Genomic DNA, 17,400 nt, shown 5'->3' with positions numbered 1-17,400 from the left:
TTTGTAGACGATGTGATTGACTCGAGTCAATGTTCGGTTTCAGTGACTTGGATCAGCAAAATCTCTGAAAATTAGGCTGTAGCTGCTCATTAATCTATGTCAAGCTGACTAGAATCATGATCTTGCACGGGACACGCCCGGTAGCATTCGATGAATGAACTACACCGTGCGGCGCTGAGGACACCCCGCACACCGAGGCAACCTGCGATCGCCCGGTGCACCATCCACCCCGCCGCATCCGACTTGGTACTTTGACCACCAGGAGTTGATGGTGCGGCCCGAAAGGAATCATGCCGACGGAGGGCAAGGTCCCGGCGCGGGAGTTGAAGCGTCGCCAGACTCGCGAGCGTCTGCTCGGCGCGGCCATCAGCGAGTTCAGGCGCAAGGGCATGGTCGCGGCCGAAGTCGGGGAAATCGTGTCGGCGGCCGGAGTCGCGCACGGCACGTTCTTCTTCCACTTCCCGACCAAGGAACACGTGCTGATCGAACTCGAGCGGCGCGAGGAAGAGCGCATGGCCGAGGAACTCACCCGGTTCTTCAAGAAATCGCCCGACCTGCCGTCGGCGCTCACCGAAATCGTCCGCGTGCTACTGGCCCTCGAACATCGACTCGGCACCACCCTGTTCAAAGACTTTCTCGCGCTGCACTTCTCCACCACCCGACCACCCCAGGAGGAGTGGCGGCAGCACCCGGTGATCGTCGCCGTGGTCGAGGAACTGGAGCGAGCCCGTGACCGTGGGGACATCCCGGCGGGCACGGACGTGTTCTACAACGGGGTGTTCTTCCTGCTGGGTCTGTATGCCCTGCTGATCACCATCCCCGACACGGCGTCGGTGCGGGAGCCGGTTATCGACAGGTACGTCTCCACCGCGTTGCACGGCATGCTCGGGCCGAGTGAATCCTGACGAGAGGGGTCGTCCCCCGGCCCCGATGGTTGTCCATTCACCCCGCATCGATTTCCGAAACCGTGGACCTCGTAGCGTGAGGCCGCGTAGTGTCCGGACCTCACGACGATCCGGACCGGAGGCGAAGCGATGGCGACGGAAGTTCGACGACGGAAATTCCGGGCACTGACCACCGGATTGACAGCCCTCGCGGCGCTATCGGCCCTGGTCATGGCACCCGCGACGGCTACGGCATCCCCCGGCGCCTGGTCCGCCGCGCGGTCACCCGCCGCGGCACCACCCGGCCCCGAGGTGAGCCTGAACGACTACTGCACCGACCGGGGCGCCGACGCCCACCTCGCCGACGGCCGCACGGTGTATTGCACGCCGGTCCAGGGCACCGACGCCCTCGTCTGGTCCTACAGCCGGGGTCCGCTCACCCGCGATCCCAACACCCGCGGCTACACCTGCGACGACGGCCGGTGCCGTTTCCCCGACGGCAGCGACGTCCCCGGATACCAGCGCTGCGGAATTCTCTGCGGCGAACCTCCCACCAGCGGCGATGTCCAGAGCGGCTTGGCCGACTGCTTCGAGGCGGGCACACCGTTCGAGGAATGCGAGCGCCGGATTCGATAGGCGAGGCCCTGCACCTCGAATCTCGCTGGCGAGCCCGCTCCGCGACACCGGCGATATCGGTGGGCATCCGGGATCGCAGCGAAGCCGCCGCGATCCCGGGTACCACCCCGAGCCTCACACCAGCGTCAGCGCGAAGGCCCCCAGCCCCACCAGGACCGCGCCGGTCAGCACTTGCACGCGGCGGTCGATGACGCACATCAGGGACAGGAAGCCCGGCATCGATCCGCCGTGGCGCGTATGCGCGATCGCCAGCGCGCTCGGCAGGCAGCGCCCGAGCGACACCGTCGCGAAGAGCACCGCGCCCAGGGCCGGTGATCCGAGTGCCGCCACACCGAGGACCAGCAGGTAGTAGGCGCTGGAGCGGATGTAGATGAGGAAACCGGGGCCGATGATCGCGCCGAACAGCAGCGAGACCTTCCACGGCGCGGCGCTGCGGCGCAGGTGACGTGGCAGTTGCTGTCGCCGCATCGGCGTCGGCATGCTGAGGAGGCCGAGTTCGTGCAGACCGTACGAGGCGGCGAGCACGGCCCAGGCCCCGAGCAGCACGGCGAACGGCAGCACGCCGAGGACGACGCCGCCCAGCACGCCGATCAGCGCACCCGTCACGGTGCCGGTCGCGAGTGAGCCGAGCGCATGCCAGCCGAGCCGTCGCAGCGGCGTGGAAGCGCCACGACGACCCGGCTGTTTCGGTGCGACGACGACGCCGGCGACGGACATTCCGCAGGTCGACCAGTTCGCGGCCAGCGCCGTGATCAGACCGGCCCCGACGACCGTTGCCGTCAGGCCGATCCGCTGATCCGGACCGAGCGCGAACGCCGTCGCGACGCCCACCGCGGCGGTGGCCGCGGGCAGCGCCAGACGGGAGCCGAGGCCGACCGAGCGGGGCAGTTCGGGCCGGATCTGCGGCATGTCGACGGGTAACGCCTCGTGATCGAGCAGTGTTGTCATGGAGGACCTCCTGTGGGTGAACTGCACGTCATCCGACGTGCACGATTCCGGACATGTACGGGTGGATCGAGCACCGGTACTCGACGTCGCCCGGCGTATCGAAGGTGAATCGGAAGGTGCGCTCGCCCAGCACGCCGCTGTCGAAGACGCCGTCGGCGTGTACTTCGTGCAGCAGACCGCCGTCCTCGAATCGCCATTCGACGGTGCCGCCGACGGGGATTCGAACCTCGCGGGGCGCGAAGCTGACCTCGCTGATGCGCACCACGGCGTCGACCCGGGCCTGGCTCGCGCAGCCACCGGCGAGGGCGAGCAGTCCGACGGCGGCGAGCACCCTCACCCCTCGACGACGACCGTGCCGAGCATCATCGTGTGCGGCGTGCAGTGGTAGGTGAATGTGCCCGACTCGGTGAAGGTGTGGGTGAAACTGCCGGTGGTCAGCAGGTCGCTGCGATACTTCCCGTCGTCGTCCACGACGTCGTGCGGTAGGCCGCTGTCGTCGAAGATCCATTCGACGGTCTGGCCCTTCTCGATGGTGATCGAGGCCGGGCTGTAGGACATGTTCTGCACGCGGATCGTCGCCGCGGGCGCGTCGCCTCCGGAATCGCCGCCGCAGGCGCTCAGCCCGAGAACCGCGGACAGCGCGGCGATCAGGACCAGGAGCTTTCTCATCGATACCTCTCATCGGATGTACATCAGGTTGGCCGTCATACCGGCTTCGAAGTGATAGGCGTTGTGGCAGTGGAACATCCACTCGCCGGGGTTGTCGGCGTCGAATTCGACGGCCAGCGAGGTGCCGGGCAGCACGTTCACGGTGTCGCGGCGCAGTCCGCCGTAGGCCGGGATCGCGAAGGTGTGCCCGTGGGTGTGCATGGGGTGCCACATCGTCGACCTGTTGTGCATCGTGACGCGGACGCGTTCCCTCTGCTTCATGACGAGCTTCCCGGCGTCGGCGCCCGCCATCGCCCAGACGTAGCGGTTGCCCGCCTGGAGCAGGTCCACCGAGTACTCGCGGTCCGGCGTCCTGTGTGCCAACACGGTCCGGGCGGCGGGACGTAATGCGCTCTCCGGCAACAGCTGTCCGCCGAGTTCGGCGATGACACCGCCGACATCGGGGTCGGCCAACGGCGCGGCATCGGAACTGCGCAAAACCGTCGAGGCGTAACCCGCCCGCCCCTCGACGGCCGCCACCACCGGCCACGCGCCGGAGGCGACCGTCACCAGCACGTCGTAGCGCTGGGCCATGCCGATCAGGATCGTGTCGGCCTCGGCCGGGACCACGTCGAATCCGTCGACCGCGACCACCGTCATCCGGTGCCCGGCGATGGCGAAGCGGTAGGGAGTTTCCGCCCCCGCGTTGATGATTCGCAACCGCAGCCGTGTCCCCGGCGCCGCCGAGATCACCGCCGGATCGTTCGGCGGACGCCCGTTGATCAGATGCAGCGGATAGGCGATGTGTTGGGTCATCCCGCCGAGCGCCCGCGAATCACCATGTCCCGCAGCTGTGATCGACGCCGCGACCGTGGCCGCGTCGGCGTCGATCGGCGCGGGAGCCGATGCGTCGTGTCCCGCGTGACCGCCGTGCAGGTTCGGGTTGAGGGCGGCCATGACCGCGTCCGGGGTCGTCCCCATTCCGTCGACCCAGTCGTCCAGTACGAGCACCGCGTCGGCATCGGCACCCGTGGCGTCGGCAGGATCCTCGACGATCAGCGCCCCGAACAGTCCTCGATCAGCCTGTAACCCCGAATGCGAGTGATACCAATAGGTTCCGGGATCGGGGGTGAGGAACCGGTACTCGAACGTGGTCCCGGGAGCGATGGCCTCCTGCGTCACGGGCGGCACGCCGTCCATATCGTTGCGGATCCGGATGCCGTGCCAGTGGATGCTGGTGGCCGCCGGGGCCGCGTTGGTGACAGCGGCCGACAGCGTGTCCCCCGCCGACAGGCGGATCTCCGGGGCCACCGCGCCCGTGCCGTAGGTCCAGGTATTCACCAGTCGCCCACCGAGATCCACGGTCGCCGGACCCGCCGCCAACGCGCGAGCCACCGTGACACCGGTGGTGGCACGGGCCGCCTCGGCTGCCGCGATCTCCGGATCGTGGGGCTTGATGTAGTCGTACCGGTCCCCCGCGGCGGGGGCCGTGCCGCCCGAGGAACCGCAGCCCGTGACGCCGAGCGCGCCGATTCCCGCCACGCCCGCACCCGCGGCCGCGAGCGACAGGAACCGTCGACGCCCGAGCGTGGCGGAACTCATTCCCTGACCTCCGGGGTGATCAACCCCGTGACGTTCTCGACGTTGCCGTCCAGATCGACCGCGCTGACCTGATCGCCGGTGACGGCGTCGAAGCCGATCAGACGCTGCGGGGCCTCGCCGTCCACCTCCGGACCGTCGCCCAGGACATAGAGTTTCGTGCCGTCGACGCTGTAGGTCATGGACGTGAACGCGGTGACTCCGAGGTCGGCCAGGGTGTATGTCCGCAGCGGGGCCAGATTCGCCGCGTCGAACACCACCACCTTGGCGACCGACCCGCCGCGAGCGGAATCGGGGTGGACGATGGTGTCGGTGTAGGCGATCGCGAGCCGGGTGCCGGTCGCGTTGATGACATTGTCGGCGAAACGTCCCGACGGATCCCCGGCGTTGCCGATCGGTTTCACCGGCGCGCCGGGCAGGCCACCGGCGAAGTCGAGGACGAAGACGTCCCCGTTCTCGCTCACCAGCAGCGCCTTCTTCGCCTTCTCCGCGAATGTGGTGGTGCGCGTGCTCACGAAATCGGCGGGCAGCACCTTCGCCCGGCCGACCTCCTTCGGCACACCGTCGTCACCGATGCCGACGTGCAACAACTCGCGCGTTTCCTCGCAGACGCTGAACAGGTCGTGGCCGACCATCCAGGTGAACGGGCCGCAGCCGACGATCCGGACCGCGCCGCTCTCCTTACCGGACGCCAGGTCGACGACGCGGATGCCGTAGAGCCCGTCGTCCCAGGTCACGAAATACTTGCCGTCCGAGGTGACGGCATGCGAGCCGGGCCGCGAATGCACCCGCGCCACCTCGGGCAATTCGACTTCGGCGGGTTCGAGCAGGTTGCCCGAATAGGTGCTGACGGTGAAGTCGGCGGCACCGCGCGAGCCGCGCGGACGCCACACCTCGGCGGCGAGGATCGCCGGATCGTCGGGCGTCTTCCCGACGAAGCCGTGCACGACCGGATCCCAGATCCCCGCCCCGACGACCACGCGGGTGGTGACCTTCCCGCTCGCCGGATCGATGGCGTTGACCGTCATCTCGAGTTTGCCGAAATCGCCTTCGATGCCCAGGATCTGATCGGCGCCGATCGGCGTGATCTGCCCGACGTGCAGTGGTTCGGGGAACTTCCCGTCGATTTTCTGGTCCTGGTCCCCCAGTCCGACTCCGGGTCCCGGCTTGCCGAATTCGACAGTGGGATAGGTGACTTCGGTCGACGACGCGGAATCCGTGTCGGACGAATCGCACGACGTGACGGCGAGCAGTACCGCCAGCGGCACGGCGGCGAGAACGGCCCTACGACGATCGGCGCTCATGATCCCGCACCCACCTTCGGGCGCGCGGCGGGACGGGCCTGGCAGTCGGCGCCGATGATCGGCGCCATCGTGCAGGTGTAGGCCTGGGATTCGTCGGAGACGCACCAGATGATCTCCTGGTCGTAGCTTCCGCTGACCGGGTTGTACATCGAGGCCTGCATATCCGGCTCACCGCAGAACGCGTTCGAGCAGCTCGGCGCGCCGCAGCAGTCGTAGTACGCGATCAGATAGGTCTTGCCGTCCGCGGGGTTGGTGCAGCACCCCACCCAGAATTCGGCGCCGGGCTTGGAACCCGGTGCGCACGTGGTCAATCCGCCGCCCTCACAGGCCGCGCAGGAGGTGCCGTCCATGCTGCACCAGCGCCAGTAATCGCATTCGGCCGGATTCGTGCCCTCGTATTCGGGCACCTGGGGTTCCGGCCCGGGCGCGGCCGCGGCCCGGGTGACCGGTAGTGAACCGATCACGGCGACACCGGAGGCGCCGAGGGTCCAGCGGCCGATCTTCGAGATCATCGACCGCCGTGACGTGCGTTCGGACAGCCGCCGTCCCGATCGGCTGACGATTCCGCCGCCGCGTCCCGCCATCCATTCGGCCTGTTCGGCCACCGTGTTCTCATCGACCGGATACCGCTGCTCGCTGGTGCCTGCGTGGTCGTGGGGATGATCGTTCATCTGCGCTCCGTTCCGGAATTCGTGGGGGTGGTATTCACGCCGCGCCGCGTTCGGCGGCCGCGCGGGTGTGCAGGTGCTGGAGCGACGGAGTGCCGGATTCCATTGCGTTGAGCAGACTTTCGACCTGTGCCATGTGATTGCACAGGCCCTTGGCCCTGACCTTGCCGTGTTCGTCGAGCATCACGCCGAACGGTGTGGTGCCGACCTGGTAGGCGATGCCGACATCGCGCCCGTCGACGTAACTGAGTTCCGCGCCGATGCCCGCGCCCGCGAGGAACGCCGCGTGCTCCTGCTCGGTGCCGTCGGAGATCACGACGATGTCGATATCGCCCTCGCCCTTGGCCATGGCCTTCATGCCCGGAAGCAGCGACTTGCACGTGGAACACCCCGGCGCGGTGAACAGCAGCAGCTGGGGACGCTCGCGGTGCCCGCCGACGCTGACGGCGCGGCCGAGATGGTCGGACAGCCCGTGGAAGGTCGGGCCGATCTGCTCGACCTTCGGCCCGGTGTCCATCATCCGCGCGCCCAGCGGCCCGAGGCGCACCTGCACCCGGCCGATCTCGCGCGCGAGTCCGAGGATCATCAACAGCATTCCCCCGGCGGCCGCGGTGAGCAGCAGGACCATGGTGAGCAGGAAAACGGTCATGGCACAGACCCTTTCGAGTTGTCAGTAGCGGCTGAGAGAAGAGACGGCCCGGAGTTCGACGGCGGCGGCCGAGAGGTAGTCGTCGACCGGCCTGCGTCCGAGTGACATCACCGACCGGGCGTAGACCCCGACGGCGACCACCGCGACCACGAAGATCCCGATCCCGGCGCCCGCGGCACGCTCGACACCGGACAGCGCGGGTGACCCGGCGACCACCGCGGCGGCGATCGCCAACGCCGCGGCCCGCGACGCGTGCCACCAGCCGATATGCGCGATCTCCTCGGCGCCCGCGCCGAAGGCGAAACATCCGCAGTCGAGATCGCGGCGGCCGCGCACCAGGTTCACCGTCAACGCGACGAAGAAGGCCGCGAACAGCGCCGCCGCGACCGCCCCGGTGATCCGCGGGGCGACACCGAGGACGAGGGCGACACCGAGCACGATCTCCAGCCACGGCAGCCCCGCCCCGACGACGGGGGCGAACGAATCCGGCAGCAGTCGGTATCCGCGGACGGCGCGCGTCATCCGGGCGCGGTCCCCGACTTTCGGAACCCCCGCCAGCACCAGGACCGCACCGATCCCACTCGACAGAGCAGCAGACAACATCGGCACACTCACCTCCCTCCGCGAACCGCTCGGTCATCGGGCGGTGAGGACGAGCATGCGAGGGCCGTGCGACGGATCTGCTTCACCCGGGTTAACCGATCGGCGTCACCGAGTGGAATTCACCGCGTCACCATCGGCACTGGTCAGGCCGGGCGCGAACCATGCCGAAATGATCCGGCTCACAATCCCGGGCAACCACCCGGCGATTTTCCCGGGCGATTCCCACTTGGCGAGCGCGTACCCGTCACCTGGGAAACATCCACGCAATCCGGCTCACCTAGATTGCGATTCCCCGGCAGATCGACCCCGTCAGGAGGCCCATGAACACCAGCGCCCTACGTGCCGCGCTGCAGCACGCGGCCGTCGCGGATCCCCCCGAGGTTCCGGTGTACTCGCCGCTGCGCGCACTCGGGCGACGGCAACTGACCCCGTTCGACCTGGCCGGTCAGTCGATGTCGACGATGGCGCCCGCGACCTGCATGGTGTTCACCGCGCTGTGGATGTCCTCGGCCGGATCGCGCGGCGTGGCCGGACTCTGCGCGATCATCGGCGCGACGCTGGTCATGGCACTCGTCGCGCTGTGCATCCGCCAGTTCACCGTACGGCTGGCCGCCTCCGGTTCGCTCTACAGCTTCGTCGCCCACGGCCTCGGTAAACGCGCCACCCTCACCGCCGGGGCCGCGCTGCTCGTCGGCTACCTGGGGGTTTCGGTCTCCGTGTTGTCCTACGCCGGTGCGGATCTCGCCGAACTGGTGGGAAACCCCGATATCCCCGGAGCCGGGATACTCCTGTGCGCGGGAATCGGGGTGGCCGTCGCGCTGGTCGCGATCCGCGGTGTGCTGTTCGCCACCAGGCTGATCCTGGTGATCGAAGTCGGCACCGTCGCACTGATTCTCGCGATGCTCCTGCGCGCACCCGAACCCGTCGCCGCGGACCTGACCGTCGACCCGGCCCCGTTCGGACTGCTGGTGTTCGTGGCGATGCAGACCGTGCTCAACCTCGCCGGATTCGAGAGTGCCGCCTTCTTCGGCCCCGAAGCGCGACGGCCACTGCGCACCGTCACCAGGACCGTCCTGATCACACCGCTGCTCGCGGGCACGCTGTACATCATCGCAGGCTGGGCCGGTATGAGCGGCCACGCCGGAACCCTGGTCAACGCCTACTTCGGCGGCACCGCCTCCGGCGCGAGTCCGGCACTGGTCCTGCTCGTCAATATCGGGGTCTGCTCGTCGTGGATCGCGTCGACACTCGGTTTCGCCCAGGCGGGTTCACGACTGCTGTACTCGATGAGCCTCGAACGCGTCATCCCGTCACTCTTCGAGAAGGTGCACCCACGATGGCGCACCCCCTACGCCGCGGTCGGCCTGTTCGTCGGCGCCTCCTTCCTCGGAACCCTGTGGCACACCCCCGGCCACGCACCCGGCGTCTACGACGCGGTCGTCGAGATCACCCTGCTCCTCGGCTACACCCTCGTGGCTTTCGCCGCCCTCCGCTTCCTGCACCGAATCGGCGAGCACACCACCGCGACCCGGATCACCGGCGTCGCCGCCGCCGTCGCGGGCAGCGGCCTCCTGCTGTTCGCCGCCGCCGACGCCACCCGCTCGGGAGCCTGGCTGTACCTCGCGTGGTGCGCCGCCCTCGGCGTCTCCGGCATCGTCTGGTTCGCCGTACTCCGCCGCTACCGCCCCCGAAGTATCGACGCCATCGGAGTCTTCGACAGTGTCGAAACCGAGGATCTACTCCCCGGCGCCGCTTCACTGCGAATAGACGCGGGCGGCAGAACCGTACTGACACCTCCCGGACGCTGACCGTGGTAACCGAACAACACCCCCACCGCCGCGACGGGCCGGGGTTCGGCGGACAGCAGCCCAAAGCGGTGCAGAAGGCGCTCGCGATGCTCGAAGCAGTCGCGCACCTGGGCGCGGGAGCGACCGCCAAACAGATCTCCGCGTACACCCAGGTACCGCCCGCCACCGCGTATCGGATGCTGAACCTGCTCGTCGCCGACGGATTTCTCGTCCGGACACCGGACCTCTCGGGATTCGCGCTCGGCAGGCGGACCTCCGAACTCGCCTACGCCGCCGCGTCCTCGGAGCCGGTGCGTACCGTCGCCGACGTGCTGGAAGGTTTGCGAGCCGCCACCCGACACAACGTGTACGTCGCGTCGTTTCGCAGCGGGATGCTCCGGCTGGTCGACACCGACCCGGATCACGAAGTCGTGCCCGCGTCCACGATCACCCGGAACCCGCACGCGCACGCCGTCGGGAAGCTGTTGCTCGCGTATCGGCCGCGGGCGTTGCGACGGATCCAGTTACGGGCGCTGACCGCGCACACGGTGGTGGACCCGTTGGCGTTGCGGGCACAGTTGGCGGACATTCTGGCCACCGAGATGTCGTTCGAGAGAGAGGAATCTCGGATCGGGCGGGCGGCGCTGGCGGTGCCGGTGCGGGAGAGGGGGGCCGAGGTGATCGGTGGGCTGTGTGTGCAGGGGACTGTCGGGAGGGTATCGGCGGATAACGCGGAGTTGGTGGAGTTTCTTCGGCACGGGGCGGCGGAGTTGAACGGGCTGCTGTGAGTAGTGGCTGATCTTGCGGCCGACGCAAACCTGGATGAACCAGACGCGCCGTCAACTTGGCCTCACGAATGAACCGCTGCGTCCACTGCAGATCGGCGTCGAGGTCGCGCCGAGTGAGCTTCACCGCGATGGACGGCCCAGATGGCGATCTAGCCCCCGGATGCCTGGCCTATGCCCCCGCGCGACCTGACTGATCAGCTTCATACTGACCGCCGACGACCTGCGATTGCTGCGCCACCATCGCCTCCGTGCCCCTCGACCGAGTGAGCGAACTTCCGCAAGGAAGCGGCTGACGCGCGCCGCCGACGGGAACTCTTCTTTACCCACAACTACTCGATACAAACCCAGAACAATCATCGGGGTCCGTGATTCAGTAGTGTTCGTCGCTAGAGTTTCGCTGGCTCGCAGATCCGGCGAACCGCACCATCGAGATAGGTGATAGTTACATGGGCAACGGGGGCGTGGACCTTTCCAAAATCGATTCGCTGGCCTTGCGTGAGCAGTTCATCCCGCTCCCGAGTAGAGCCCAGGGCTACCGCAAGGTTCTGTTGCTCGGTACGACGGGTGCGGGCAAGACCACCGTCGTCCGCCAATTGCTCGGCACCAACCCCCGCACCGAGAAGTTCCCCTCGACCTCGACAGCGAAGACGACGGTCGCCGATATGGAGGTCGTCGTCAGCGATGAATCCCTCTTCCGCGCCGCAGTGACCTTCGCTCCGCGTGATGTCATCGAAGGACACCTGCAGGAAAACGTCATCGAGGCGGCCCTGGCCGCCTTTGCGGGCAAAGACGACGCAGTCGTCGGTCGCAAACTGCTCGATCACGTGAACCAGCGTTTCCGGTTCAGCTACGCACTGGGCCGAATCGACGCCGTATCCGCCGACGATGTCATCGATGACGACGAGGACGAGGAGGACGACGACCTCGACCCAGAAGACTTCGGCGCGATAGACGCAGCCGCAACCGTTCAGGTGCTGGAAGTCGCCGTGCGGTCCGTTCGACTGATGACAGAGGAGTACGCGATCGAAACCGGATTCCGGGTCGCGGCCGATGATGTCGCAAAGCACGTCGAACGCAACGCGGATTCGGATCTGCCACGCAACCCGCGCTACCAGCAGATCGTTGACGCACTGCTCGACGAACTGATGAAGCGGTTCGCCGCGCTCGACAGCGGTGAATTGCGACATGATTTCCGCGGATGGCCGATCCTCTGGACCGTGCAGAGCTCCGACCGCGCCGAATTCCTCACCACGGTAACCCGTTTCACCGGCAACAACGCCAAACTCTTCGGCCGCCTGCTGACACCGTTGGTGAGCGCGGTCCGCGTCAGCGGGCCGTTCGTTCCTAAATGGACGCAAGTTCCGCCGCGACTTGTTCTCATCGACGGCGAAGGACTCGGTCACGCGAAATCTCATGCTTCGCCGCTGTCGACCCGGATCGCCCGCCAACTCGACAACGTCGACGCGGTACTGCTGGTCGACAACGCCCAACAACCCATGCAAGCCGCAGCAGCCGCCGCCCTGAAAAGTGTTGCAATATCCGGCCACTCGGCCAAGCTACATTTTCTGTTCACCCATTTCGACCAGGTGAAAGGCGACAATCTCGACAGCTTCACCGAACGCGAAGAACACGTCCGCCAGTCACTGCACAACGTTCTGAGCCAACTCCGTATCGAAGGCCGTCAGGTGAATCCGGCACTGGAATCGGCTGAGCGTGTCCTGCAATCACGGCTGGAACATGGCGCATTCTTCGTCGGCGGCATCCACAAACAGCTCAAGTCGACAACCAACGCGGGTCGCCGCACCATCGATGAACTCAACCAGTTGCTCGACCTGATCGCGCACCCGGAGACCGTCAACTCGGCAGGCAAGGCCCGCCCTGTCTACCGCAAGGACGAACTGGTCGAAGGAATCGCCAGGGCAGTCATCGATTTCCGGGACAAGTGGCGGGCGTTGCTCAAACTCAAACCTGACACCTCGATATTTCCAGAGCACGGTAGTCGCATCAAGGCACTTGCCCGCCGGGTGGCCAACCGATGGGACAACAACGAATACGACAATCTCAAGCCGGTCGCCGAACTCCGCGAATCCCTGAACGAACAGGTATGGAATGTGGTCCAGAATCCGCAGCGATGGCTGGGTCCCCGGCCGACCGCCGATGAACGCCAGCTCCTGATCGACAACTTCATGGCCGCGGTCACCAGCCGCCTCACCGAACTCGTGGAGAGCCGGATCGTGGAGCAACCGCACGCCGAATGGGTCGAAGCCTACGCGTTGTCCGGCACCGGATCCGTCGCACGCCGAGCCCAAGCGCTCGATATCCGCATACTCGAACGCGGCGCGCCGATGCCGGTAGCGGGGCGTGCACCGGAATCGAACACATTGCTTACCGCCGTGACCGGCCTCATCGTCGCGGCAGCCACCGAACAGGGCGTCGTGTTCGAGTAGCCACCCGAGCGGTCGACGTCGTGACACAGCGGTGTCAGCAATACGTTGCGACGAAGGGGAAAAGTGGTCGCGGCACAGGAAGTCGGTCTAAAGCGGATTCTCGAGGGAAGTTCCCAGTACTCCATCCTGCCACTGGGGCGACGAGCAGTTGCGGAAGGTGTCGAACGATGTCACCGATGACCGCACACTCCGACCACTCGTTTGAGCTGGACCTCGTCGCGGGCAGGGCCGTCCACGATGTCGAAGAGTTCGCGATGGGATGCCCCGCACTGACGCGTTGGGGCCCGGCCGAACATCCGCTACTCGTCCGCGAAGTCTCGGTATGGCCGCAATCTTCATGGCACAGTGTGTGAATGGCACCGATCCAACACCTGTCGATGCGTGTTCCGTGGCGAGATCGGGCATGGGACGGACAGCTGTGTGATCGCCCGCTGGACAATTCGTCATGCATCTTGTTGAAGAACATCGGGGATAGCCGACTCGACGAGTACGAGAGTGCAAACGCCGGCGCACCGATGGAAAACCTGATCGCGGAGCAGTTGCCGTGCCTGAACGAACGGGCAACATTCATGTCCGGCCACGGCTACACCGTGACCAAAACGCACCCCTACGCGTCGAACAAGAAGTTGAACGGCGCTCTCGAGCCGACACCTGTCGCCATGCCGGGCTACGCATTCGAGTCGATCCCGTTCCGCTGGCTGAACCGGGACACCTTCGAAGGCGATATCTGGCCGCAGTGGCGCACCGACTACACCCCTGACGCGGAGGATCGGATCGGGGCACTCCTCGGGTTCACGCCGAGCTGGGTCATGGATGGGCAAAATCAGCAGGCGATCATCCGCTCCTTCTTCGAGCCGGTGTCCACCGGTGAATCGCTGGTCTTCGCCTATCTCAAACACTCTCCGTTCCAGGAAAGCAGTACCCGCAGACTTCTTGTCGGCGCTGCTCGCGTCACGAGTATTTCACTGCCCGATATGTGGCGACAGCGCGGCAATCCACCGTTCGATTCCTCGATGTGGGAAACCGCGGTCGGTCACAGCCTGAGACCGGACATGCAAGACGGGATCCTGCTTCCGTACCAACAGCTCGTCGGATTGCTGGACACCGGCGTGGATGTCGACGCCGCGTTGGCGTGGGCACCGGAGGGCCGGGATGTCGAGTTCTCGTATGTGACCGAGCACGTGTCCGACGACGCCGCGATCGAGTCGCTGCTCAGTCTGTCCGCCGCGGCCCGAGGGATGACCGCTCTGGGCATAGAAGTGCCCTCCCATGCGGCGCAATGGATAGACGCCCAGCTGAGCCGTCTATGGCAGTTGCGTGGCCCCACTCCTGGACTTGGGTCCGTACTGGCGCACTTGGACGTGCGATCCGCCCACGGGGTAGCACGTCAGGTGCTGTCGAACATCCCCGAAGACGGCAATCCGTGGGATTTTCTCGAAGCCGGATTCGCCGACCCAGCCGCATTTCCCGAGATCGTGCGTTCTGCGATCGGGCCGTCGATCGGCAAGGTCTGGACGAAGCTGCCACAGATTCGGCGCGAAGCACTGCGCGCGCTGTCGGCGTTCGACATCGCCGCCGAACAGGTCTCGATGATCGTGAGTGGTGATACCGATGTCGCGCTGACACTCGAGGAGTTCCTCGCCGATCCGTACTACGCGGCGATCTGCACGTACACCGATCCGAGACACATTCCATTCACGACGATCGACCGCACCTGTTTCCCGCCGGAGCACGTATCGTGGTCCCCTCCACTGCCCGAGCAGGCACGGATGGACGATCACATCGATCGGCGTCGCATCGAAGCCTTGCTGGTCGATGTCCTGGAACGTGCGGCGGCAGAGGGAAACACAGTGCTCCCCCAGACCGAAGCGATCGCCCGAGCCGCCGATATCCCGGTAGCCACATCGTGTGTGCTCAACGATGACGTGTTGATAGGGCACAATCTGGACGCGCGGACCCTCGCGGACAGTGAGGACTGGACGCCGCTACTCGGCACCCTCGTGGGAGACGATGTTCACGCCTACAAGCTGATACGCCTCGCCGAGGTCGCCGAGGTGATCCGCGCCTGGATCATCCCGCGGCTGGAATCGAAACGGTTCGGTATCCTGGTCGAGGCACGCACTGTCATCGATGACATCATCGATAAACCCGTAGGCGATGATCTCGAAGAGGAAGCGGCACGACGTGAGAAGGCGGCGGGACTCGAAGAGCTCTACGCATCCCCGCTCTCGGTGCTCATCGGGCCGGCAGGCACCGGAAAGACCACGCTGCTGCGAGCTTTGGTATCCCTTCCCGGGGTCGCGGGTAGTGCACCGATCTTGCTCGCTCCTACCGGAAAAGCGCGGGTCCAACTACAGCAGAAGGTCCAATATCCGGCCCGGACCCTGGCCAGTCATCTGAGTCGATCCGGACGCTACGACGGAAGTAGCGGGCTGTACCACACTACGGACGAGTCCTCGACACGCGAGCGAGCCGACTTGGTGGTGATCGATGAAGCTTCCATGCTCACCGAGGAGATGTTGGCCGCGACCCTGGATTCCTTTTCCAGCATCAAAAGGCTTGTCTTGGTGGGAGATCCACGACAACTCCCACCCATCGGACCCGGCCGTCCATTCGTCGACCTCGTTAACCACCTGCGCCCGGAGCGGTTCCCGTCGGAGGAACGCGTCGGTTCCGGTTACATCGAGTTGCAGGTGACCCGTCGGCAGGGCGGTCTCGGCCGCGCCGATCTCGCGCTGGCGAAATGGTTCGGCGGCGACGAACTCGGACCCGACGACGACGCCATCTGGGAACAACTGCGCGGTTCCCGTGACTTGGGCACTGTCCGCCATGTGAACTGGGCAGGCCGCAGCCCCGAGCGGACTCTCATCGATCTCCTCCACGAGGAACTCGCCTTCGATACCCATCCCGACCTGGAGACCGCGTTCGCGCTCACCTACGGCGGCGTCTGGAATGACCCCTATCTGAACTGGGATCCCGGGAACGACGGGGCCGGATCACGATCGGAGGAGTGGCAGGTGTTGACCCCCACCCGGTCTCGTCAGTTCGGCAGCGTCGAGCTGAACAGGCACCTCAAGCGCACCTTCCGGACCCGCGATACAGAATTCGCCGCCAAGACGCGAAAGTGGAACATTCCCAAACCGATCGGCCCCGAACTGATCGTGCGTGGCGACAAGGTCATGCACACCCGCAACACCAAGATGCCCGCGTGGCCTAAAGGCGGTCTCGACTACGTCGCCAACGGGGAGATCGGTGTCGTCGTCGGGCGGCTCAACCAGAAGAAGAACCTCCCGGCCAAAGTCGAATACTCATCGCAGGTGGGCTCCACCTACAGTTACTGGCCATCCTCGTCCGAAGATCCCCCGCTCGAACTCGCTTGGGCGGTGACCGTTCACAAGTCACAGGGATCAGAGTTCGGCATGACCTTCCTAATCCTGCCGTCCAAGACTCGGGTATCGAGGGAGCTGCTATACACCGCACTGACACGGCATACCGACCGGGTGGTGATCCTTCATGATGGCGCGGTCGAGGATCTGCGTTTGTCGGCCAGGCCGTCCGCATCCGAGACCGCGACACGCCTGACCGATCTATTCCGGGCGCCGACTCCGCGGCAGATCCTCGTCGCCGGAACCAGCCATCGGGTCGATTCGAACCTGGTCCACGTCACAAGCAGCGGTGTGCTGGTGCGCAGCAAGAACGAGGTCATACTCGCCGACGTCCTCGAATCAGTGGCACCAGGTCGATGGGTATACGAGCAGGAAATGGTCGGAGGCGACGGAACAGTCCGGTACCCGGACTTCACCATCGAAACCACCACGGGGGATCGCATCATCTGGGAACACCTGGGCATGCTCGACAATCGGCGGTACGCATCGAACTGGGCAGCGAAGAAACAGTGGTATCGGGACAACGGTGTGCTTCCGATACACGACGGTGGCGGACCGGCGGGCACGCTGGTATGGACCGACGACCGAGGCGGTGTCGATGTTCCAGCCTGGCGACAGCTTGCGCGACAAGTGGTCGGGGTACCGCATCAATCAGGCATTCCGGCGAAGAAGACGCCCGCAAAGAAGGCTGCCCCCGGGCAGCGGCGGTAGTCACCGGGCACTGCGACCGTACATTCGACATGGCGTGTCCGAATCAGCGTTGGCCGATCGATGTGAGGAGGTCCTGTCTCGGCCCCGACGGCTGAAAAGTCACCGACGGCGAGGGGCGCCCATCCGACGGGCGATCGAGGTCGAGTCGCCGGAAATCGCTGCTGATACGCCCCTTGCTGATGGTCTGGATCGAGGCCGAAGCACCGGACTGGGCGGATCAGCAGCCGATCCCCCTGGGACCGCAGTCCGAAGCAGACGGTCGTCCACCCTGATCACTTTCTCTGCCTCGACCATCTCGCTGAAAAGCTCCTGCCGCCATGCGTTCTTCTGCTCGACCGAGCC

Annotated in this window: 14 protein-coding genes; 6 read left to right on the top strand and 8 right to left on the bottom strand. The window is 65.9% G+C overall.

Going from position 1 to position 17,400, the window contains the following annotated elements; translation table 11 throughout:
- The first annotated feature begins 290 nt into the window (after nucleotides 1-290).
- Complete coding sequence (locus tag JZ792_RS20875) at nucleotides 291-905, top strand: TetR family transcriptional regulator (protein ID WP_216912464.1); 615 nt, start codon at nucleotides 291-293, stop codon at nucleotides 903-905.
- Between the two features lie 129 nt (nucleotides 906-1,034).
- Nucleotides 1,035-1,520 carry a hypothetical protein gene (locus JZ792_RS20870; RefSeq protein ID WP_216912463.1) on the top strand — a complete coding sequence of 162 codons (486 nt, stop codon included), beginning with the start codon at nucleotides 1,035-1,037 and terminating at the stop codon, nucleotides 1,518-1,520.
- Between the two features lie 114 nt (nucleotides 1,521-1,634).
- On the opposite strand, the gene JZ792_RS20865 is transcribed toward JZ792_RS20870, so the two are convergent.
- Genes JZ792_RS20865 through JZ792_RS20830 form a run of 8 tightly spaced genes read right to left on the bottom strand, consistent with a single transcriptional unit; the run spans nucleotide 1,635 to nucleotide 7,939 of the window.
- Complete coding sequence (locus tag JZ792_RS20865) at nucleotides 1,635-2,468, bottom strand: methylamine utilization protein (protein WP_216912462.1); 834 nt, start codon at nucleotides 2,466-2,468, stop codon at nucleotides 1,635-1,637.
- A 28-nt stretch (nucleotides 2,469-2,496) separates the two neighbouring features.
- A complete protein-coding gene (locus JZ792_RS20860; protein WP_308165379.1) occupies nucleotides 2,497-2,799 on the bottom strand; it encodes a cupredoxin domain-containing protein in 303 nt (100 codons plus the stop codon).
- 2 nt (nucleotides 2,800-2,801) lie between these two features.
- Entirely contained in the window at nucleotides 2,802-3,137 is a 336-nt protein-coding gene (locus JZ792_RS20855; RefSeq protein WP_216912460.1) for a plastocyanin/azurin family copper-binding protein, read from the bottom strand.
- Between the two features lie 9 nt (nucleotides 3,138-3,146).
- Entirely contained in the window at nucleotides 3,147-4,718 is a 1,572-nt protein-coding gene (locus tag JZ792_RS20850) for a multicopper oxidase family protein (protein ID WP_216912459.1), read from the bottom strand.
- On the bottom strand, nucleotides 4,715-6,019 hold the full coding sequence (locus JZ792_RS20845) for a hypothetical protein (protein ID WP_216912458.1): 1,305 nt from the start codon (nucleotides 6,017-6,019) through the stop codon (nucleotides 4,715-4,717). Before JZ792_RS20845 ends, JZ792_RS20850 begins: the two co-directional genes overlap by 4 nt.
- A complete protein-coding gene (locus JZ792_RS20840) occupies nucleotides 6,016-6,690 on the bottom strand; it encodes a methylamine dehydrogenase light chain (RefSeq protein ID WP_216912456.1) in 675 nt (224 codons plus the stop codon). Before JZ792_RS20840 ends, JZ792_RS20845 begins: the two co-directional genes overlap by 4 nt.
- A gap of 34 nt (nucleotides 6,691-6,724) precedes the next feature.
- Nucleotides 6,725-7,336: a thioredoxin domain-containing protein gene (locus tag JZ792_RS20835; protein ID WP_216912454.1), complete on the bottom strand. Its 612-nt coding sequence runs from the start codon at nucleotides 7,334-7,336 to the stop codon at nucleotides 6,725-6,727.
- 21 nt (nucleotides 7,337-7,357) lie between these two features.
- On the bottom strand, nucleotides 7,358-7,939 hold the full coding sequence (locus JZ792_RS20830) for a MauE/DoxX family redox-associated membrane protein (RefSeq protein ID WP_216912452.1): 582 nt from the start codon (nucleotides 7,937-7,939) through the stop codon (nucleotides 7,358-7,360).
- Nucleotides 7,940-8,259: 320 nt separating this feature from the next.
- Between JZ792_RS20830 and JZ792_RS20825 the strand changes: the two genes are divergently transcribed.
- The 4 genes from JZ792_RS20825 to JZ792_RS20810 all read left to right on the top strand — a co-directional run bounded on the left by JZ792_RS20825 (nucleotide 8,260) and on the right by JZ792_RS20810 (nucleotide 17,058).
- Entirely contained in the window at nucleotides 8,260-9,747 is a 1,488-nt protein-coding gene (locus tag JZ792_RS20825) for an APC family permease (RefSeq protein ID WP_216912450.1), read from the top strand.
- 2 nt (nucleotides 9,748-9,749) lie between these two features.
- Nucleotides 9,750-10,514, top strand: a complete 765-nt coding sequence (locus JZ792_RS20820) for an IclR family transcriptional regulator (RefSeq protein ID WP_308165378.1) — start codon at nucleotides 9,750-9,752, stop codon at nucleotides 10,512-10,514.
- 446 nt (nucleotides 10,515-10,960) lie between these two features.
- Entirely contained in the window at nucleotides 10,961-12,961 is a 2,001-nt protein-coding gene (locus JZ792_RS20815) for a hypothetical protein (protein WP_216912447.1), read from the top strand.
- Nucleotides 12,962-13,476: 515 nt separating this feature from the next.
- Nucleotides 13,477-17,058 carry an ATP-dependent DNA helicase gene (locus tag JZ792_RS20810; RefSeq protein ID WP_216912446.1) on the top strand — a complete coding sequence of 1,194 codons (3,582 nt, stop codon included), beginning with the start codon at nucleotides 13,477-13,479 and terminating at the stop codon, nucleotides 17,056-17,058.
- Nucleotides 17,059-17,400 lie beyond the last annotated feature (342 nt).

It is taken from the genome of Nocardia noduli (assembly GCF_019038455.1).
In the GTDB taxonomy this organism is placed as follows: Bacteria; Actinomycetota; Actinomycetes; order Mycobacteriales; family Mycobacteriaceae; genus Nocardia; species Nocardia noduli.
The sequence above is the reverse complement of the archived record's forward strand: the minus strand, read 5'-3'. Positions and strand labels throughout refer to the sequence as shown.